The following is a 19971-nucleotide window of genomic DNA, read 5'->3' as shown; positions in this document are numbered from 1 at the left end:
ATAAAAAATGAAAATCGATAAGGACCTAATAGAGAAATATCACAGGAACGAATGTACTGCTGAAGAGGCCAGTCTTATTGAAGAATGGCTGTTTTCCGGCGATAGTGATGAAGCGCTGCAACTTCCCCTGGGGGAGCAGAAGGCAGATCACAAAGCCGAAATGTGGGCGCACATTAACCCTGAAATCACGGACCAGCAAACAGCGCCTCCTAAAAGGACTTTGTTCAACAGTTCATTCTGGTCGGGAGCGATTGCAGCTTCTTTGGTAGCAGGGATCGTGGCAGTGGCCGGTTATCAGCTCGTTCATGAGGAGCCTGCCCCTACAAGGCAATTGGTTTCTGTAAACAACACTTCTTCCGTAAACGTAAAACATTTGGAGTCGAGTATATATGACATTTCAATCGGAACTAATACTTCTGCCAGAATTGACAACCTCACTGGCGTGGTAGACCTTGCCGGAAGCATGCTCATCTGTCCAAAACAAGATATTGAACTATTATTTGAAGGAAGTAAAGAGAAAGTAACGTTTAAAGGTGGACAAACCTATATCATTCTAAAAGGAAAAGATGGCAGGGACAAAATCATCATTGTAAGCGAAAAGAACCTGATGGACCTTCCTCCAGTATTACAAAAGCAAATCATCAATGAGTTCAATATTTAGGAGCATTGTAATTTTGCTATTTGTATTGACTTCATGCTTTTCCGCATGTAAGCAGACCCCTGTGGCCTTTGGTGACAAAACAGATAAAAAATACGCCATCTACATTCTTGGGAAAGATGGAAAAGAATACCTTCTGGAAACAAATAACCTCGACAGCGGCAAAATACTTCCCGAATTGGAAGGCGCGGAGTTGAATGTAAAGGAAATCGACAGGAGTGTACTGGTCAGGAATGGGTATTATTATCACCTGGATAGAAAGGAAGCTTCTTTTGCCAAACACAGGCTTGAAGGAAGGAGTCTGAATGAAATTGCCGCCATGCCTTTGAAAAATTTCTCTATTGAAAATTACCTTTGGCTGGGAGATGACACATTATTGCTGACGGGATTGAGTACTCCTGATTTTAAACAGGTAAAATATGTGTTATTAAATACCGAAAACATGGAGCAGATTGCTGCCGGTAATATGGACATACCTGGACCTTCAGGAAAGTTTGACAACATATCGGTGGGTTTTGTGGAATTGAAGGCCAAAACACTTCTGGTAGGCTATACCTATCACCAGCAACTTAGTGCATCTGACTATACAACCAGCGACACGACTTATGTTGCCGCTTTAAGCTTTCCGCAGATGATTGCTGTAAAAACGGCTAAGGATATCCGCTCTACATATCCGGGAGGTGTAAATACCGTACAATCTTATTCTTTTAATGACGAAAAGAAGGACTATTACTTCATGACCTGTCCGGGTATTGCCTTAGGAAACAGACCAGACCGACCTACTGCAATCATGAGGATCAAGGATGGTGCATCAACAACTGACCCGAATTATTTCTTTGACTTTTCAGGTGCAGTACACAACCATGCTTATGGCATGTGGTCTCTGGGAAATGGCAAAGCCATTGTCCGGGCAGAACGAAAAGATCTGTATAAAGGATTGGGGGATCATTATAGTACGGCTCACTTTGAATTTTATCTCATAGATGTAGTGACCAAAAACGTAATAAAAAGACTGAACCTTCCGCTAGACAAAGGAACAAGAAGAGAATGTGTACTGGTGAATAAAGACCTGGCCTACATTTCTGTAAACTCTACTGCTGAAGGGAATTACATCTGGATTTATAACACCAAAACAGGCGCTTTAAAAAGAGGTCTTGAACTGGCGGGAAATACAGATTTCATCATGCGAATTGACAAATTAAATTAATTTTCATTTTCCACCTTCGGGAACTGTGCCTTTATGCTACCTACTAGTATAAATGTACAATCTAAAGAAAATGTCATACGGGAAAACTTTACTTTTAATGCTATTCAGCGCAATATCATTTGGCGCTTTTGCTCAAACGACTCAAACACTCTCAGGCCATGTTAAAGATGGCAGCGAAAACATTTCAGGAGCTACTGTTTTGTTAAGAGGAACAAAAATTGGTGTCTCTACAGATGATAATGGTCATTATGAGCTAAAGGGAATAAAACCCGGATCATATAATATGGTGGTTTCTTACCTGGGCTATATCAAGTCTATCATCAAGGTAACGGTAAAAGAGAATGAAAATCAGGTGATCAATGTGACCTTAACCAAGGATCCTAATCAGCTGCATGATGTGAACATCAACAGGAAGACGAAAGTGCAGGAGGCTAAAGAATCTGGCTTTACAGTAAATGCCATTGATGCTAAGAAATTTGCCAATACAACTGCTGATTTGAACCAAATCCTGAACAGAAGTACCGGTGTTAGGATCCGTGAGCAGGGCGGTCTTGGTTCTGACTTCAAGTTTTCGATCAATGGTTTATCGGGTAAACAGGTGAAATTCTTTATCGACGGAATTCCCATGGAAGTAATGGGTAGCGCAATGTCATTAAACAATATTCCAGTAAACCTTGCCGACCGTCTTGAAGTATATAAGGGTGTAGTTCCTGTAACACTTGGCGCAGATGCAATGGGTGGTGCAGTAAACGTGGTGACCAGTCAGAAGGTAAACAACTACCTGGATGTAAGTCACAGTTATGGCTCTTTTAATACCAACAGGTCTGCTTTAACAGGTCAGTACACAGATCAAAAAACAGGCATTATTGTAAAGGCAAGTGGGTTTTTAAACTCATCCGACAACAATTATAAAATGAAAGGGGTGGATGTGATCACTGGCGGTACCAGAGAAGGCAATTACATCTCTGATTTGAACGGAGCAGAATATGCTGTTGCAGACGCCAGACGTTTCCACGATAATTATTTTTCTGTTCTTGGTCAGCTGGAAGCTGGTATCACCAACAAAAGATGGGCAGATGTTTTATTTATTGGTGCAGGCTATAATGAAGCGCATCAGGATTTGCAAACAGGCTTTGATCAAAAAACAGTATATGGGAATGTCACAAGAACCAGCTATGCTAAAAGTGCTACGATCCGGTATAAAAAAGATAATTTGTTTACCGAAGGGTTGAGTCTTAGCGCATTTGCAGCACGCTCTGCAGACAGCTACAGAACTACAGATACGCTTTTTGGCAAATACAACTGGGGGGGTACATGGAATGAAAGCGGATATACGGAAATGGGTAATGGCATAAAAACCATCGGGGTTATAAAAAGACCAAGAACTTATGCAATGGCTAATTTGAGTTATGTGATCAATCCGAACCACTCCCTGAACCTGAACTATACCCTGGATCACCTGAAGAATAAAAATTATAATGCTTTACAGGTAGAACGCGACAGCTTACCAGGTAAAATCAATAAACAGATTTTAGGTTTGGCATATCAGCAGGACTTTCTGGAGGGAAAACTGGTAAACACATTTTTCGCCAAGTATTATAATCTGGGACTGGACCGGGCTAAATACATCAACCGCATCCTGACAGCGCAGGACACAACCGCAAGCAATATGGGTTACGGGATTGCTTCCAGGTATAAACTAACTCCTGGTTTAGGCATTAAAGCTTCTTATGAGCATGCTTACCGTTTGCAGGAAGCTGAAGAAATGTTTGGAGATGGACTGAATCTTCAGGGCAATCCAGACCTAAAACCTGAAAGCAGTGACAATATCAATCTGGGTGCTTTCTATAGTTTCAACATCAACAAGAATTCATTCTTTATTGAAGCCTCAGGTTTTTACCGCAATGCAAAGGACTTTATATTTCCTGTACCTGACCTGCGTTCAAATGTGCTGAAAAATGAAAACCAGTCAAGCGTTCGTATTACAGGTTTTGAGTCGGAGCTGAGATATAGCTATGACCAGTTGCTTTCAGTTACCTTAAACATGACATATCAAAATGCCATTAACACCACTAAAGCCGGACAAACCGATTCTTATTATGTTGAGGGTACTTACAATAATAAAATCCCTAATCAACCATGGTTGTTTGGAAATGCGGATTTTACAATAGGTAAAGACAATTTGCTTGGAAAAGATACCCGCCTGCAGTTCAACTGGTTTACACAATACATCAACTGGTTTTACCTGACCTGGGAGAGTAAAGGAAATCCTAATGGAAAATCTGACATCCCTACACAGTTTATCCACAATGCTGCTTTGAGTTATTCCATGAAAAAAGGCAGATACAACATTTCTGCGGAATGCAGGAATTTAACAGACCACCTCGCTTATGACAACTTTAAACTTCAAAAGCCAGGAAGAGCATTCTCGGTTAAATTCAGATACTTCATTCAATAATTAATAGAAAAGATTAAATACAAAATATACAAGATGAAAAGACTATTTAATTTACCCGCCAGCATATTGATGATCGCCTTTGTGCTGTTGTCCATTAGCGGATGTGAAAAGAGAAACATAGGAAACGTAGAAGAAGGAACAAAATATTCAGCAATCCTTTGTGTAGGCAGCTGGCCAAACACTGCATATTATATTTCCAGCATTTCGTCACTGACAGGCGGCACCATCAGTCTGAAAGGTAATGGCGCTGAAATGACAGGAAAAGTATATGCCCAGGATGTGATCCAAAGAGATGGCTTTTACTACCATGCCAATGCTGGAAGTGGCCGTCTGGGAAAATATCATGTAGAAAATGGCGTCCTGTTGATTGATAAAGAAATTCCTTTTTCATATCTGAACTGGAGTTCATACACCTGGGTGGATAACAACACGCTTGTAATTTTTGGTGATGGTAAAGGCGAAGCCAGATATGCGATCATCAAGGTAGATAAAATGACCATTAAAACAGGGAAGCTTAACCTAAACCCAATTGCGAATGGCTTTGGTGCTTATAACATCGGCTTTGCGGAATACCGCTCCAATAAATTATTTTTAGCATATACCTTCACTTCAACAGACTGGACACAATATCCGAACATGCCGGTCTATGCAAAATCATTTGTAGCGGTGATTGATTACGCGACTATGGGCGTAGAGAAATCTTTGGAAGAGAGCCGTTCAACAGGTCTTGGCGGACCTAATGTATATGCGCCATCTTCTTTTGTGGACGAGAACAACGATCTTTATTTCATCAGTGACCCGGTAAATATCTATGATTACAACAGGCCTTCAGCGATGTACAGGATCAAAGCCGGAACAACTGAAATAGACCCTACTTACTACTTTAACTTCTCCGCCGCATCAAACAATGAAAAAGCACCGGCAATGTGGTACATCGGGAATGGCAAAGCAATTATACGTTCACGTATAGCCGGAACATCTATAGATACAGACCACTATTTCTGCGTAGTGGATGCCAGAAACGGAACATTCATTAAAAAACTTGACCTTCCGGCAGATAAAGGTGAGCGTATGGTAAACGGAGTTATTGTAGAAGATGGCAAAGCTTTCATCGCTGTGAATGCTGCTGATAGAGATTATATCTGGCAGTACGATCCTGCTACGGATAAATTAACCAAAGGAGTTGAGTTTGTTGGTGGTATAGATTATATCCTTCGCATCGAAAAACTTAAATAGTAAAAATATATTCAGACGGATTAGATGACTTTCAAAAAGATCAATGCCTGGTTTCACTTATGGTTCGGAATTATATCCGGAATAGGAGTTGTTGTTTTAGGCATTACCGGATGTATCCTGGTATTTGAACACGAAATCAAAAGTCTGAGCTCAACCTGGCTTCATGCCGAAAACAGTACCGGAGGCAAGATCCTTCCGCCTTCGGTATTGTATAAATCTGTAGAGAAGGCCTATCCTGGGCGGGAGATCGAGTCGGTGTGGTATAAAGGAGAAAACAGAACCGCACATTTCAGGATCCACGAGATGGATTCTACCATATTTGTCAATCCTTATACAGCGGAAGTGGTAGCCACTGCTCCTACAGATGACTTGTTTCAATTTGTAAAAGACGGGCATTATTACTTCTGGTTCCCCAGGGAGATCGGGCATGCGGTAACCGGATGGACCACACTGATCTTCTTTGTGATTACCATCAGTGGTCTGATCTTATGGTGGCCTAAAAGATGGACTAAAAAGACCCGGGAGCAGAGTTTTACCATCAGGTGGAAGGCAAAATTCAAACGCATTAACTACGACCTGCACAATGTACTTGGGTTTTATTCACTCCTGCTCGCTTTACTTATTGCGGCAACAGCGCTGATGATGAGCTTTGCCTGGTTCAATAACGGTGTAAACTGGCTGGCAGGTGCTGGCCCGGAAAAACCGCGGATCAAGGCTTTGTCGGACACTACAACGAATATCAAAACTAACCTCCTGATACAGATGGACAAGGCTTACCATAAGGGAGTCTACGAACTCGCGGAACACAATCCGCAGGAGGTGATCGTTACCTGGCCTGAAAAGCCTTCGGAGCCCTTCTATGTATGTACAGATATGTACCGTGGAACCTGGCGCGACGTTTATCTGGATCAGTATACGCTGGAAGTACTTCCAGGATCTGATAACCGGTTGCGTGATGAGCATGTCGCAGAATGGATCAACCGCTCAAATTATGGCCTACACGTAGGTGACTTTGCCGGTATGTATACCAAAATCCCATACTTTCTGGTCAGCCTGATCTGTGCCAGCTTGCCAATTACAGGCTTTTACATTTGGTGGGGCAAAAAGAGAAAAGCCTGGAGAAAAAAGAAAAAATCAATTACCGTTTAATATCTATCTATGAAAAATACCATTCAAACAACAGGGAAAGTTCCTGTTGCAGGAATCTCTTTGCCTTATTCATTACTGGGTCTCTTTTTTATGATATCTGTTTCTTCTGCATGGGCACAAAGCCATGGAAAATTAAACGGAAAGGTAGTAGCACCCGATGGAGGCTCCCTGCCTTATGCTTCTGTTTCATTGCAAAAACAGAATGGAGAAGTATTTAAAGGAACGATGACAGATACACTGGGTACATTTAAATTTAATGCGGTTCCCCACGGAAGTTACCAGGTAAAAATTACAACAATGGGCTTTGTTGCCTTCCAATCAAAGTCATTTACCGTATCACCTCAAAATTCAGCGATAGATCTTGGATTACTCACGCTTTTAGAGGACATGAAGACTTTGAGTTCTGTGACCATTAAAGCTGAAAAAAGGCTGATCGAGCAAAGCATAGACAGAACCATCATCAATGTAGAAAACAGCATACTGGCGGAAGGAAATACCGCATTGGAATTGCTGGAAAAAGCCCCTGGAGTAAAAGTAGACCAGGATGGTGCAATCTCATTAAAAGGAAGACCGGGAGTGATGGTGATGATCAATGGGAAACAAACGTACCTCTCACCTAAAGAATTGAGCACTTTGCTGAAAGGAACCAACTCTGCCTCCATTTCAAAAATAGAGATTATGAGTAATCCTTCTGCTAAATATGATGCGGCCGGTAATGCGGGGATCATCAATATACTGATGAAGAAAAATATCGCGACGGGCTTTAACGGAACTGTTTCTGTAAATGGGGGTGCAGGTAGAAATGCCCGTTATGGAAGTGGTCTCAACCTCAATTACCGCAGCAATAAGCTTAACCTATACGGCAGTTATGACTATGGGTATCGTGGAGAAACGGAATACCTCGATTTTATAAGGCGCTTTTATGACAATGGAATCGCTATGGGTATGGCCGACAGGACTTCTAACCAGCATACCAAAACAAACGAGCCGCTACATACCAATAACTTCAGGGTTGGGCTGGACTACGAATTCAATGACCACAATTCTATTGGTTTCCTGGTCAACGGAAATATCGGAAAATATACCCATGACAGTAAAACGAGCAACCTTTTGGTAGATCATACTGGAATGTTGCTGAGCAATATGGCCACAACCAATTACGACAAACAAAACTGGGAGAACCTGACCTATAATGTCAATTGCCTGCATAAATTTGAGAAAGAAGGTCGTGAACTTTCTGCAGATGCTGATTTTGCCAGCAATAGCTTTACTTCAAGACTAAACCTGAATACAGCAACACTTGCTTCTTCTGGGGGGCAGGCTGGAACGAGCATCAACCGGAGAGGCTATGTACCGGCAGTAACTGATGTATATCTGGCAAAGGTGGATTATACAGATCCTATTGGAAAGACGCTGAAATTTGAAACCGGATTAAAGAGTAGTTTTACTTCTTCGGACAATAACTTAAGATACGACCTGTTAAATAACGGGAACTGGGAATATGATTCCAACGGCAGTAACCACTTCCGATACAAAGAACAGATCCATGCAGGCTATGTAAATTTCAATAAGGAATTTAAAGGATTTAGTCTGCAGGCAGGTCTGAGAGGAGAATATACGCATACCACCGGGCACCAGATCACTACCGATTCGCTGATCAAACGCAGTTATTTTCAATTGTTTCCCAGCTTGTTTTTGAATAAACCACTGGGAGAAAATCATCAGCTCCAGGCAGCGTACAGCCGCAGAATAGAACGCCCTGATTATGGCGACCTCAACCCTTTTAGGGTATTTCGCGATCCTTTGCTCTTCTATCAGGGAAACCCTTTCTTAAAACCAGAACTGATCAATACCTTTCAGTTGAGCCATAGTTTCAAAAGTAAATATACAACGGCCCTTACTTACAACCAGACCTCTGATGTCATGACCTGGATGAGCGGTCAGATTGACGATTTGAATACTACTTTTGAAATGCCCCGTAACCTGAACCGACTGGTCAACTATGGCCTTAGCTTTACGGCTTCCACTTCTATCTTTGAATGGTGGACAGGGACACATTTTGCAAATGTTTTCCGCAATGAATATAAAGGCACCGGAGAAAATGGTGATTTCAATAGCAAAGCAACCAGCTTTAGTGTCAATTCTCAAAATAATTTTAAAGCAGGTAAAGGATACACCATGGAACTAAATGCTCTTTACAACGGAGGTTCCGTATACGGAATATCTAAATATAAAGGCAATTACATGATCTCCGCTGGGATACAAAAACTGGTAATGAAAGACAAAGGCAGTATCAAGCTGATGGTCAATGATATCTTTCAGAGCAAGCAGTTTAAAGAAAGCACGCTTTATGGTAATATAGACATGAACAGTCATATCCGTCTGGACAGCAGAAGGGCAATCCTTTCGTTCTCTTATCGCTTCGGAAATCAAAATCTGGTAAAAAAAGAAAGGAAAATGGGGAGTGAGGACATACAGGACAGGGTCAAAGGAGGAGGATAAAACAAAAAACCATTTAGGCCTCATTTTTGTTTATCTTTCATAAAACAAAAAGATCATGAAGAAAGAAACGAAAATTATAGCAGGTGTATTGGCAGGAGCAGCTCTTGGCGCAGCAGTAGCATTGATATTGTCATCAGATAAAAGCGGAGATATGAAAGATAAGGTAGCTGATTGGTTCTGTGATCTGATAGATTCTTCTAAAGATAAGCTTGCGGATGTTACCGACAGGGTAAAAGACACGATAGCTAAAGCAAGGGTCTAATACTGAATGAAGATTGCTTTTCATGGTGCAGCGCGCGCTGTAACCGGCAGTAAACACCTGATTACGCTAAATAACGACACTCAAATCTTATTGGATTGTGGCTTGTTTCAGGGAATGGGGGATGTGACAGACAATTTAAATGAGCATTTTGGGTTTGAACCCTCAAGGGTCAACTATCTTGTGCTGTCACATGCCCACATAGATCATTGCGGATTGTTGCCCCGCCTTGTTTCAGAAGGTTTTAGAGGGGATATATATTGTACTCCGGCTACAAAAGATCTGGCGAAAATCCTTTTGATGGATTCGGCTAAGATTCAAATGCAGGATGCAGAATATGCAAACCGAAAAATCAAGCGGGTTGAAGATCAGGAGATGCCGCTATACACAGACGAAGACGTAACTCAAACCCTTAGCCAGTTTAAAACCATTCCTTATGAGCAGGATTTTAATATTGATCCGAATGTAAGCTTACGCTTTACAGATGCCGGGCATATTGTCGGCAGTGCCGCTGTTCATCTGAAAATAAATGAAGACGGAAAGGAGACCCGCATTACTTTTAGTGGTGATGTAGGAAGATATGGCGATTTGCTGTTGAAAAGTCCGCAAACTTTCCCTCAGGCTGATTATATCATTATGGAATCTACGTATGGTGATTCTTTGCATGCTGACCTTGATCCCATAGAAGAAATGTTACTACAGGTCATATCGCATACCTGTTTAGAAAAAAAAGGGAAAGTCATCATTCCTGCATTTAGCGTTGGCCGTACACAGGAGTTGCTGTATGCATTGAACGGACTGGAACTAAAAGGAAAACTTCCTGCCATTCCCTACTATGTAGATAGTCCACTTTCTCTGGAAGCGACAGAGGTACTGAAGGATCATCCTGAGGTTTATAACAACGGTGTAAAGGAAGTGATGAAAACCGACCGTGACATCTTTGGTTTTAAAGGGTTGAGGTTTATTGAAAGTGTAGAGGAGTCCAAAGCATTGAATAGCGACCAGCAGCCTTGTGTTATTATCTCTTCATCTGGTATGGCCGAAGGCGGAAGAGTGAGGCATCACATCCGAAACAATATCAGCGACCGGAAGAATACCATTTTAATGGTAGGCTATGCAAGTCCCGGTTCCCTGGCCGGCAGATTGATCGCTGGACAAAAGAGGGTTTGGTTATTTGGACAGGAGTATGATGTAGCGGCAGAAGTACGTGCGATCAAATCAATGAGCGCACATGGAGATTATGAGGATCTGTTGCAATTTCTTGACGGTCAGGATGCTCCCAAAGTAAAACAACTATTTTTAGTTCATGGGGAGTATGATGTTCAGCAAAATTTTGCGCAGCGCTTATCAGATCACGGATTTAGACATGTAGAGATTCCACAATATCACCAGGAATTTGAGCTACTGTAACACTTTTGTAATGTTTAGCGCTTTCGTCAGGCTGAATTTTTCATTAGTGTCTATTGATTTTAGTATTCAAGAGCACTACGTGGTTTATTTCAGCATGACGACATGGCGACAGTTTTAGAATTTTTTTTAAGTTTGCGGCATGGATGTTTTCGGTGAAGCTTTAAAGGATCAATATACAAAACCACCCGCTGAGACCCTATGGGTACATAATTCTTACGATGAACCAGAGGAGATGCCTGTTGATATCTACTTTAGGGATGAAGATGAAATGCCCGAAATGGAACTGAAAGCCCTCGAACTTTGCAAAGGAAAAATACTGGATGTCGGCGCAGGAGTAGGCAGTCATGCATTGATCTTGCAAAACCGTGGATTTGATGTCACCGGCATGGACATCTCTGCTGCTGCGGTAACCATTATGAAGCAGCGCGGACTGAAACAAGCAATTGAAGGAAATATCCTTACCTATAAAGCCGCTACTTACGACACCTTATTGTTCATGATGAACGGCATTGGTCTTACCGGTTCGATTCCCGGACTGAAATCTTTCTTGAAGCATGTAAAAGGGTTGTTAAATCCCGGTGGCCAACTCGTGTTTGACAGTTCAGATCTTTCTTACCTCTACCAGGAAGTAGCCTTCCCATTAAACGGTTATTACGGGGAAGTAAGCTTCAGGTATGAATACAAAAGCGTGAAAGGGAACTGGTTCAAGTGGATCTATGTAGACCAGAAAACTTTGATAGATATCGCCAAACAGCAAGGATGGCATACAGAAATCATTTTTGAAGATGAGAATGATCAATACCTGGCGAGGCTTACACAAATTGCTTAGCCCCACCAGATACCTTAATCATATTCTCTATGCTTTCTCTTCCCAGACTACAGCAATGTTTACGATGGTCTGGACTGCTTTTTCCATATCCTGAACAGAGGCCCATTCCTGTTTACCATGAAAAGCGTGTTCTCCGGCAAAGATATTCGGACAAGGAAGGCCCATAAAAGAAAGACGTGAGCCATCAGTACCTCCTCTGATACTTTGCTGCTTTGGAGTAATTCCCGCTCTTTTTATAGCCTCTATGCCATTTGCAACAATATCAGGATACTGATCCAGTACCTTTTTCATATTGCGGTATTGTTCAGTAATCTTTAATTCGTAAGTAGAATTAGGGAAATCCTCAATGATATTTTGAACGGTAGCGTCCAGCAGCTCTCCATTGGCCTGAAGCTCTTCATCATTAAACGCGCGAAGGATAAAACGTGCCTCTGCCTGTTCTACACTCCCGCTGATACTTACCGGATGAATAAAACCTTCTTTTAATTCTGTTGATTCCGGGGAAAGACAGTCGGCAGGTAATGCTGCAATTACATCTGATAATATTTTGATGGCACTTTCCATTTTGCCTTTGGCAAATCCCGGATGAGCGCTTACACCATTGATCGTAAGAACGGCGCCATCGGCGGAGAAAGTTTCGTCTTCTATAGAACCTAGGGTTTCACCGTCTATGGTATAGCCGAAATCAGCGCCTAGTTTTTTAAGGTCAGCTTTGTCTACCCCGCGGCCAATTTCTTCATCGGGGGTAAAAAGGATTTTAATTGTTCCATGCTTAATTTCCGGATTCTGTACGAGGAAAGCTGCTGCCTCTATGATCTCCGCAACACCGGCTTTATTATCCGCACCAAGCAAAGTTGTTCCACTTGCCGTGATGATGTCATTTCCGATCTGATCTTTAAGATCAGGATGTTCAGACATTTTTAAAACAATAGCATGATCATCCGGTAGTACAAGATCCTGTCCCTGATAATTTGTATGTATAATTGGCTTTACATCCTTGCCACTGCAGTCAGGCGAAGTATCCATATGTGAGCAAAAGCAGATCACAGGTACTTGTTTATCTGTATTTGAAGGAATAGTAGCATATACATACCCATACTCATCAAGATGTGCATCAGCAATTCCTATTTCCAAAAGCTCTGCCACCAATACTTTTCCAAGATCCTTTTGCTTGGCCGTTGATGGTATCGTTTTCGATAGCGGATCAGATTGTGTATCTATCTGCACATACTTTGTAAAACGGCTTTGAAGTGTTTTGTTTTTATTTTGATAATTTAGCATACTCATATTAAAAAAACAAAGTTATATATAAGATTATCATTTAGACCACTCCAGCTAATTTATACCAATGAAAATTACCTTTATTTCATTTCTCTCCTTATTACTTTGTTTAAATGCAACCGCACAGTCTAATTTCTACAAGCTGAGCCTCGGTGCCGGATATGGACCAACGCAATCCTTTACCGATGTGAAAAAGCATGGATATGATTTTGCAGGCTATGGAACGGCTGATTATTTCTTTACCCCATTCTTAAGCCTGGGGGGAGAATTACAAATGGGTCAGATCAGGGGAGGTGACGTTCAGACTGATCCCCATGAAAGAGAGTTTATCAATAAATATAAGGCCGCAAGTATCAATGGGAAAATATACCTGGGGGCTTTAATCGATTACGACAGGAGTAGCCTTGCAAAGGCGGTAAAGTGGTTCTACATAGGAGCCGGTGCAGGAATAGTGCACAATAAAGTAAATCGTGTAGAAGTAAAGCCCAGTACTGTCAACTCCGGAAATCCCTATGCGTTTCCCGGAAAGAACTCCTCCAATGACCTGATGGTGCCTTTAAATGTGGGGATTAATTTTTACTTTACTGATTTTGCACAAAGACCAAGGTTTGGTATAAATGTAAACTACCAGACAAATGTTACCCTTGGTGAAGGTCTGGATGGATACGACGATTCGCCCATTATCTTTAAAAATGGCAACCCGGATATTTATACCTACTTCTCCATTGGCTTAAGGTACAATTTTGGTTTTATCGGTCTGTCTTCCAAATCACTATATTGATTTCCAATCTCGAATCATGAAATATAGCTATCTACTCTTATTATTTTTCTTCATTACCATGAATACTTCAGCACAACAAACACCATATGAGTTAAGCGGTAAAAAAGAAACTGCTACCTATGAGCAGGCGATCAAACATTATCAGGCACTCGCGGCAACCTATCCACAGGCTAAATTGCTAAGTTACGGAAGTACAGATTTTGGGAAACCGTTACATGTCCTGGTGCTGTCGAAGGACAAAACTTTTGATCCATTGGTCATAAGAAAGGCCAACAAAAGGGTTTTGCTGATCAATAATGGTATTCATCCCGGTGAGCCGGAAGGCATAGATGCGAGCATGATGCTGGCAAGAGATCTGTTAAAGTCAGATCGTTTGTCCAAAGATGTAGTGATCTGCATCATCCCCGTTTATAATATAGACGGGAGTTTCAACAGAACAGGCACTTCAAGGGCCAATCAGAACGGGCCTGTTGCCTATGGTTTTAGAGGAAACAGCAAAAATTACGACCTTAACAGAGACTTTATCAAAACAGACAGCAGGAATTCGAGGACGTTTCAGGAAATCTTTAATACCTGGCAGCCTGAGATTTTTGTAGATACCCACACTAGTAACGGAGCAGACTACCAATATGTAATGACGCTGATCCCTACCCAGAAAGACAAACTGAATCCGATATTGTCTAACTACATGACCAGCAAGATGATACCATCCTTATATGACCAGATGAAAAAGAGCGGCTATGAGATGATTCCTTATGTAAACTCTGTAGAGGAAACGCCCGATGCCGGCATTACCGGGTTTCTGGAGTCTCCGCGTTATTCGACGGGTTATACCACATTGCACAATACGATCGGCTTCATGCCCGAAACCCATATGTTAAAAGACTACGATAAAAGGGTGGACGCCACCTACAAATTGTTGCAGATCTATATTGACGTTGTGGTACGTGATGCTAAATTAATAGGCGAAAACAAACGTAAGGCCGATGAAGAAACTGCCAAACAGCAGAAGTTTGCCTTAGAGTGGAAATTAAACGATAAGATTTCTGATGAACTGGAATTCAAAGGTTACGCGGCAAAATATAAGCCCAGCGAAGTCAGCGGCCTTGATCGGTTATACTATGACAGAAATGCACCTTATACCAAGTTTATTAAGCAGTGGAATAAATTTGAGCCTACTATAACAGTAGACAAACCCATTGCCTACATCATTCCGAAAGCATGGGATAAAGTCATCGGGCTTCTAAAATTAAACAATGTCAAAGTGTCACAATTGCAGAAGGACGCAGTGATCGATGTAGAATCTTATTATATCGCCGATTACAAAACGATGAGCAAGCCTTTCGAGGGACATTACCTGCACTCCGCAGTAAAGCTAAATCCGGTGAAACAAAGCCTGCAGTTTTATGAAGGAGATTATCTGGTGTATGTAAACCAGCCAGTAAATCGCTACATTGTGGAAACATTGGAACCTCAGGCAATGGATTCATTTTTTAACTGGAATTTCTTTGATGGAATTCTGGGAATGAAGGAGCATTTCTCTTCCTATGTATTTGAAGATACGGCAGCAGAGTTATTGAAAAAAACTCCGGGACTTAGAGAAAAACTAGAAGAGGCAAAAGCCAAAAACCCTGAATTGGGTAAAAATGCTGATGCCCAGCTTGAATTTGTCTATAAAAATTCTGATTATTACGAAAAGACGCATTTGAGATACCCTGTTGCCAGATTACTAACCGATACTAAATTAACGCTTAAATAAGCATGGAATATTTAATTAACACGCCCGTTGCCTCCCTGATATTTGTATTTACAATCGTGACCAGTATTTATGCTTTTAATGACCATGGATTGTATGGTAAGTTTATGCTGCATCCCTATAGTGTTTACCGCAAGCATAAAATATATACACTGATCACAAGCGGACTGATCCATGCAGATTGGATGCACCTGATTTTTAATATGTTTACTTTTTATTTCTTTGCCTTTGCTTTGGAATCAATGATAGGCTCCTGGCAATTCGGAGTAATTTATTTCTTTGGGTTGATCTTGAGTGATATCCCTTCTGTAATAAAGCACAAAAATGATCTGTGGTACAATAGCCTCGGTGCATCCGGAGCGATAAGCGCCGTATTGTTTAGCTTTATTTTGTTGATGCCATTCTCGATTATGAGGATTATGCCATTACCTATTCCGATCTGGGCAATTGTATTTGGCCCCCTTTACCTGATCTACTGCGTGTATGCCTCAAAACAATCTGGAGACAACGTCAATCATGATGCGCACTTTTTTGGTGCGTTAACCGGATTAATTGTGACAGTATTGATTGTTCCAGGAGTGATACCTAATTTCCTGGCCCAGCTAATGGCAAAAATCGGTTAATTGGTTTCAGGCAAAGATGCCGGTTCGAAATAGCTCATTGGTTTTGTGGGATCTTTGATGATCTCAAATAACGTATGTCCCCATGGTTTCCAGAAGTCTTGCAGCACCTGAGCGTAAGTCTTATGTTGCCAATGGTCGAACAGCGGTTTATTTAACGTGCCCCTAAGCGGCATAGCATCTATATATATAGAACCCTCTACCGGAAGGATGGCATATTCAGGCAAGCGGTTAAACAAATAGGCAGAATAATAAAACCGGGCACACAATTCTTCAAATTGTTCAGCCGATAATTCCGTCCCTTCAATCTGACTGATGAGTTCTCCATGGTATTTTTTATTTGTACCATTGTCCTGCAGGCAGGCAATGATTCCGAAGTCATTTAATTTCATAGAAAAAGTCATCGTGTTGATCTCATCCCTGAAACTAAAAGGAGTATCTTTTTCCTTCAATGGGACAACAACAATCGACCAGGGGGTAAAATCTTCAAACACAACATCCAGATAAATACCCTGGATCATGGTGTGCAGGTTGCCAAACTTATGCATTAAGCCCTGCGACATATTAACCCCGTCGGCACTCAGCTGCTGAAGGCGAACTGCGGCATTCATTTCTATATAGATCAGGCTGTACATAAATTTACCGATCCAGTTGAACAGGTCTTTCTGATCCAGTTTTGAAACTTCCGCATACCCTCCCGCAAAAGCACCTGCGATCTTCTCTTCCAATGGTTCAATAAAATGCGTAAGTATCTCTGTATTGCAGGGCACTTTCAGTGCATTGTAAGAACGTACACTTTCATCCAGCAACTTAATCTGTTCATCTCCCGTAAAATTGGCAACCTTTAACAGCCATTGCGGCAATATTGTAGTTTCTACGACAGGTGTATTAAAGGTATCTCCGCTTAAAAAGCAGTTTTTGTACTTGAAATCAAAGTTTTTAAAGGGTTGGTATATCGTGCTATTCATACTGTGGCACAATATTAGGCATATTATTTTTACATTCGCTTCAACGCCTATTATTTTACATTAGCAAAGCACATCTACAATGCAGTTAGCCTACATCCCATATCAGCTGGAACTGAAACATCCTTTTGCCATTGCAAAATTTTCAAGAACAAGTACACCGGTCATGCTGATCAGGTTGACCTACGAAAACATAGATGGCTATGGCGAAGCTTCCATGGTGCCTTATATGGGAGAAACCGTAGAAACGGCTATTGCTTTTTTGAATAAAGTAGACTGGAAACGGTTCATTTATCCTTTTGATTTTGAAGACATCATTGCTTACCTGGATGATATAGATAAAGGTCAGCCCGCCATAAAAGCAGCCATAGATATCGCTTTAAATGACATCAAAGGAAAGATCACCCGTACGCCCTGCTACCAGATTTATGGCGCGGATCCGCTAAAAATGCCACTGACCTCCTATACCATCGGAATTGATACACCGGAAGTAATCCGCGAAAAAGTGGCTGATGCTTCGGGATTTAAAGTGCTCAAAATAAAACTTGGGAGAGATAACGATAAAGAACTGATCAATACCATCAGGAGCGTAAGTAACCTGCCTTTATATATCGATGCCAATCAGGGCTGGGCAGACAAGGCTCAGGCAATTGACATGATTTACTGGCTGCATGATCAGGGAGCTTTATTGATTGAACAGCCTATGGATAAAAACGATATTGAAGGAAATGCCTGGCTAACCGGCAGAAGCCCTATTCCGATATTGGCAGATGAAGCGGTACAAAGGCTTGCAGATATTGATGCCATAAAAGGAGCTTATCATGGCATTAATGTTAAGCTGATGAAAAGCGGGGGAATGTACGAAGCGCATCAGATGATTCTCAAAGCACGCGCATCCGGTATGAAGGTTCTGATTGGCTGTATGAGTGAGACCTCCTGCGCGACATTGGCGGGAATTGCATTGGCGCCCCTCTGTAACTGGTCGGATCTGGACGGGCCATCGCTTACCAAAAACAATCCTTTTAAAGCCCCGGAAATAAATGCGGGCAGGTATCAGTTGAATGACCTGCCCGGATTAGGTTTACAAGAAATACCAGCTACGCTGTTTACTTCTTCTTGAGTGAGTTGCGTACTTCTCTGGTGAGCTGTATTTTCTGATAAACAAAAAAGGCTGCGGTAGCCACGAAAAGTGCGATCACCGGGTAATTGGCATTATTATATGCCCATACCGACCCGTAGATAGATACGATAATACCCAGGTTATAAAAAATATTTAGTGCTATCTTTTTTCCCATGCTTAGTAAACTGGCATATTTGGATCAAAAGCTTCCTGCCATGCCAGAATCCCGCCTTTAAGGTTGTATAGATTGGTCAATCCCAATTGTTGTTCCAATTGCATTACTGCAGCAGCACTTCTCTTGCCGCTTCTGCAATGAATGATCACCGGCTTATCTGTGGCAATCTGATCTGCTTCAATTAAAATGCCGCCTAAAGGGATATTCAGACCATCAAGATTTGAAGTTTCATACTCAAATGTTTCTCTCACATCAATCAGCTGAAAATCTTCATTATTGTCTATTTTTTCCTTCAGCTCTTCAACAGTTATTTCCTTAATCATGTCCTATAAGTTTTTTCAAACTTAGATAAATTTGCCTATAAAAGCAATTTTACCGCCGCAGCCTTATCTTAAAGCAATCATTTTAAGCTTTTTACTGTAACAACTTAATACCTCGGGCGTTTAAATAGTATTCTTTATTAACTTTGATCATATCATGAACGCTATATCACGTTTCTTTTGGTTTTGTTCCGGTGCGCATATCTCTACGCTGGAAAAACATCCCACAGAGCACAATAAATATATTGGCATCGGGGCTACCATATTTTTCACTGGATTGTTTGCTGCGCTCTCAGGCGGATATGCCATGTACTTTGTATTTAAGGGAGATGCAACAGCTGTTATTTTTGCGGTGTTATTTGGTCTGATTTGGGGTCTTGCGATTTTCAATATGGACAGGTACATTGTGTCCAGCATCAATAAAAGTGCATCAACAACCAAGCAGGTGTGGCAGGCAACGCCGCGCATTTTGCTGGCCATCATGATAGGCATTGTCATATCCCGTCCGCTTGAACTGAAGATATTTGATAAAGAGATTAAAGAGCGGCTGAAAGTAAGTTACCTCAACAACCAGCGTTCAAAAATCGATACCCTGAATGCTGCTTTTGATAATAAATACAAAATTGAGATCGGCAAACTGAATGAAACAAAAGCGCAGCGGGATTCTATGGATGCCGGCATTAAGGCCGATCGTCAGAAACTGAACTTTGAGATCTTTGGAAATAAAACCACGGAAACCTCTGGTATTATGGGCTACGGGCCTTACGCGAAAAGGAAGGAAGTGGAACTACAACAACGACAGCAGCAACTGGATACCCTTTCTGCCCAAATCAGAAAGCTGGAAAGTTTTGTCGACGGCAGGAAGCAGTTTGACGGCCTCATGTCCGAGAAGCTATATACTACTAAAGAGCTGGATAGTCTGACCAGTATTGCCGGCTTTGCCGACAGGAACTGGGCACTTGGACAATTGAGCTTTACCTCCGATGGGAAACGCGATTTAAATACTTCGCTCGCCATTACGTTTATTGGATTACTTTTTGTTTTCTTTGAATGTCTCCCTGTATTTGTCAAGCTGATGAGCAGCCGGGGGCCATATGACAAGTCTATAGAAAACATTGAGACCGCACAAGTTCATGAATCCGATAAGGACAGGGACTTCGAGGTCACGGTAATTGATGAAGTACACGATACGCGGGTGTCAACAGCAATAGAAAAAAGAAAAAATCAGATAAGAAACAGTTAATA

General features: G+C 41.6%; 18 protein-coding genes. 14 read left to right on the top strand and 4 right to left on the bottom strand.

The window, feature by feature from the left end; all coding sequences use genetic code 11:
* The first annotated feature begins 7 nt into the window (after nt 1-7).
* The 9 genes from R2Q78_RS06540 to R2Q78_RS06500 all read left to right on the top strand — a co-directional run bounded on the left by R2Q78_RS06540 (nt 8) and on the right by R2Q78_RS06500 (nt 11708).
* Nucleotides 8-661, top strand: coding sequence for a hypothetical protein (locus R2Q78_RS06540; protein ID WP_316790066.1), 654 nt, complete (start codon nt 8-10; stop codon nt 659-661).
* The gene (locus R2Q78_RS06535; protein WP_316790064.1) at nt 645-1865 is read left to right on the top strand and encodes a hypothetical protein; all 1221 of its coding nucleotides are present in this window, start codon (nt 645-647) and stop codon (nt 1863-1865) included. The genes R2Q78_RS06540 and R2Q78_RS06535 overlap by 17 nt, the downstream gene beginning before the upstream one ends.
* Before the next feature lie 97 nt (nt 1866-1962).
* Nucleotides 1963-4323, top strand: coding sequence for a TonB-dependent receptor (locus tag R2Q78_RS06530; protein ID WP_316790063.1), 2361 nt, complete (start codon nt 1963-1965; stop codon nt 4321-4323).
* 33 nt (nt 4324-4356) lie between these two features.
* Entirely contained in the window at nt 4357-5559 is a 1203-nt protein-coding gene (locus R2Q78_RS06525; protein ID WP_316790062.1) for a DUF4374 domain-containing protein, read from the top strand.
* A gap of 24 nt (nt 5560-5583) precedes the next feature.
* Nucleotides 5584-6708 (top strand): PepSY-associated TM helix domain-containing protein, encoded by a 1125-nt coding sequence (locus R2Q78_RS06520; RefSeq protein ID WP_316790061.1) that lies wholly within the window; start codon nt 5584-5586, stop codon nt 6706-6708.
* Nucleotides 6709-6717: 9 nt separating this feature from the next.
* Nucleotides 6718-9210 carry an outer membrane beta-barrel protein gene (locus R2Q78_RS06515; RefSeq protein WP_316790059.1) on the top strand — a complete coding sequence of 831 codons (2493 nt, stop codon included), beginning with the start codon at nt 6718-6720 and terminating at the stop codon, nt 9208-9210.
* Between the two features lie 55 nt (nt 9211-9265).
* Nucleotides 9266-9472 carry a YtxH domain-containing protein gene (locus R2Q78_RS06510; protein WP_316790057.1) on the top strand — a complete coding sequence of 69 codons (207 nt, stop codon included), beginning with the start codon at nt 9266-9268 and terminating at the stop codon, nt 9470-9472.
* A gap of 6 nt (nt 9473-9478) precedes the next feature.
* Nucleotides 9479-10879 (top strand): MBL fold metallo-hydrolase, encoded by a 1401-nt coding sequence (locus R2Q78_RS06505; RefSeq protein WP_316790056.1) that lies wholly within the window; start codon nt 9479-9481, stop codon nt 10877-10879.
* A 139-nt stretch (nt 10880-11018) separates the two neighbouring features.
* Complete coding sequence (locus R2Q78_RS06500) at nt 11019-11708, top strand: class I SAM-dependent methyltransferase (protein WP_316790054.1); 690 nt, start codon at nt 11019-11021, stop codon at nt 11706-11708.
* A 27-nt stretch (nt 11709-11735) separates the two neighbouring features.
* On the opposite strand, the gene pepT is transcribed toward R2Q78_RS06500, so the two are convergent.
* Nucleotides 11736-12989: a peptidase T gene (gene pepT / locus R2Q78_RS06495; RefSeq protein ID WP_316790052.1), complete on the bottom strand. Its 1254-nt coding sequence runs from the start codon at nt 12987-12989 to the stop codon at nt 11736-11738.
* Between the two features lie 67 nt (nt 12990-13056).
* Between pepT and R2Q78_RS06490 the strand changes: the two genes are divergently transcribed.
* From R2Q78_RS06490 to R2Q78_RS06480, 3 genes are read left to right on the top strand one after another with little or no spacing between them, the layout of a single operon-like run.
* Nucleotides 13057-13770, top strand: coding sequence for an outer membrane beta-barrel protein (locus R2Q78_RS06490; RefSeq protein WP_316790050.1), 714 nt, complete (start codon nt 13057-13059; stop codon nt 13768-13770).
* A 16-nt stretch (nt 13771-13786) separates the two neighbouring features.
* The gene (locus tag R2Q78_RS06485) at nt 13787-15529 is read left to right on the top strand and encodes a M14 family metallopeptidase (RefSeq protein WP_316790048.1); all 1743 of its coding nucleotides are present in this window, start codon (nt 13787-13789) and stop codon (nt 15527-15529) included.
* 2 nt (nt 15530-15531) lie between these two features.
* Nucleotides 15532-16149 carry a rhomboid family intramembrane serine protease gene (locus R2Q78_RS06480; protein ID WP_316790046.1) on the top strand — a complete coding sequence of 206 codons (618 nt, stop codon included), beginning with the start codon at nt 15532-15534 and terminating at the stop codon, nt 16147-16149.
* On the opposite strand, the gene R2Q78_RS06475 is transcribed toward R2Q78_RS06480, so the two are convergent.
* Complete coding sequence (locus tag R2Q78_RS06475) at nt 16146-17114, bottom strand: hypothetical protein (protein ID WP_316790044.1); 969 nt, start codon at nt 17112-17114, stop codon at nt 16146-16148. The two genes, R2Q78_RS06480 and R2Q78_RS06475, sit on opposite strands and share 4 nt — an antisense overlap.
* Nucleotides 17115-17193: 79 nt before the next feature.
* Here R2Q78_RS06475 and R2Q78_RS06470 point away from each other — a divergent pair, with 79 nt between their 5' ends.
* Nucleotides 17194-18231 carry a dipeptide epimerase gene (locus R2Q78_RS06470; RefSeq protein ID WP_316790042.1) on the top strand — a complete coding sequence of 346 codons (1038 nt, stop codon included), beginning with the start codon at nt 17194-17196 and terminating at the stop codon, nt 18229-18231.
* On the opposite strand, the gene R2Q78_RS06465 is transcribed toward R2Q78_RS06470, so the two are convergent.
* Complete coding sequence (locus R2Q78_RS06465) at nt 18218-18406, bottom strand: DUF6358 family protein (protein ID WP_316790040.1); 189 nt, start codon at nt 18404-18406, stop codon at nt 18218-18220. The two genes, R2Q78_RS06470 and R2Q78_RS06465, sit on opposite strands and share 14 nt — an antisense overlap.
* 2 nt (nt 18407-18408) lie before the next feature.
* Complete coding sequence (locus R2Q78_RS06460) at nt 18409-18726, bottom strand: rhodanese-like domain-containing protein (RefSeq protein WP_316791562.1); 318 nt, start codon at nt 18724-18726, stop codon at nt 18409-18411.
* 157 nt (nt 18727-18883) lie between these two features.
* Between R2Q78_RS06460 and R2Q78_RS06455 the strand changes: the two genes are divergently transcribed.
* Nucleotides 18884-19969, top strand: coding sequence for a DUF4407 domain-containing protein (locus tag R2Q78_RS06455; RefSeq protein WP_316790037.1), 1086 nt, complete (start codon nt 18884-18886; stop codon nt 19967-19969).
* The last annotated feature ends 2 nt before the right edge of the window (nt 19970-19971 follow it).

Origin of the sequence: Pedobacter frigoris (assembly GCF_032678645.1) — a bacterium.
Classification (GTDB): Bacteria; Bacteroidota; Bacteroidia; order Sphingobacteriales; family Sphingobacteriaceae; genus Pedobacter; species Pedobacter frigoris_A.
Note: the sequence above shows the minus strand (reverse complement) of the source record. Positions and strands in the feature narration are given on the sequence as shown.

Coding starts and splice junctions, on each gene's coding strand:
- R2Q78_RS06540 (WP_316790066.1), top strand. CDS start 8: ATGAAAATCGATAAGGACCTAATAGAGAAATATCACAGGAACGAATGT.
- R2Q78_RS06535 (WP_316790064.1), top strand. CDS start 645: ATGAGTTCAATATTTAGGAGCATTGTAATTTTGCTATTTGTATTGACT.
- R2Q78_RS06530 (WP_316790063.1), top strand. CDS start 1,963: ATGCTATTCAGCGCAATATCATTTGGCGCTTTTGCTCAAACGACTCAA.
- R2Q78_RS06525 (WP_316790062.1), top strand. CDS start 4,357: ATGAAAAGACTATTTAATTTACCCGCCAGCATATTGATGATCGCCTTT.
- R2Q78_RS06520 (WP_316790061.1), top strand. CDS start 5,584: ATGACTTTCAAAAAGATCAATGCCTGGTTTCACTTATGGTTCGGAATT.
- R2Q78_RS06515 (WP_316790059.1), top strand. CDS start 6,718: ATGAAAAATACCATTCAAACAACAGGGAAAGTTCCTGTTGCAGGAATC.
- R2Q78_RS06510 (WP_316790057.1), top strand. CDS start 9,266: ATGAAGAAAGAAACGAAAATTATAGCAGGTGTATTGGCAGGAGCAGCT.
- R2Q78_RS06505 (WP_316790056.1), top strand. CDS start 9,479: ATGAAGATTGCTTTTCATGGTGCAGCGCGCGCTGTAACCGGCAGTAAA.
- R2Q78_RS06500 (WP_316790054.1), top strand. CDS start 11,019: ATGGATGTTTTCGGTGAAGCTTTAAAGGATCAATATACAAAACCACCC.
- pepT (WP_316790052.1), bottom strand. CDS start 12,989: ATGCTAAATTATCAAAATAAAAACAAAACACTTCAAAGCCGTTTTACA.
- R2Q78_RS06490 (WP_316790050.1), top strand. CDS start 13,057: ATGAAAATTACCTTTATTTCATTTCTCTCCTTATTACTTTGTTTAAAT.
- R2Q78_RS06485 (WP_316790048.1), top strand. CDS start 13,787: ATGAAATATAGCTATCTACTCTTATTATTTTTCTTCATTACCATGAAT.
- R2Q78_RS06480 (WP_316790046.1), top strand. CDS start 15,532: ATGGAATATTTAATTAACACGCCCGTTGCCTCCCTGATATTTGTATTT.
- R2Q78_RS06475 (WP_316790044.1), bottom strand. CDS start 17,114: ATGAATAGCACGATATACCAACCCTTTAAAAACTTTGATTTCAAGTAC.
- R2Q78_RS06470 (WP_316790042.1), top strand. CDS start 17,194: ATGCAGTTAGCCTACATCCCATATCAGCTGGAACTGAAACATCCTTTT.
- R2Q78_RS06465 (WP_316790040.1), bottom strand. CDS start 18,406: ATGGGAAAAAAGATAGCACTAAATATTTTTTATAACCTGGGTATTATC.
- R2Q78_RS06455 (WP_316790037.1), top strand. CDS start 18,884: ATGAACGCTATATCACGTTTCTTTTGGTTTTGTTCCGGTGCGCATATC.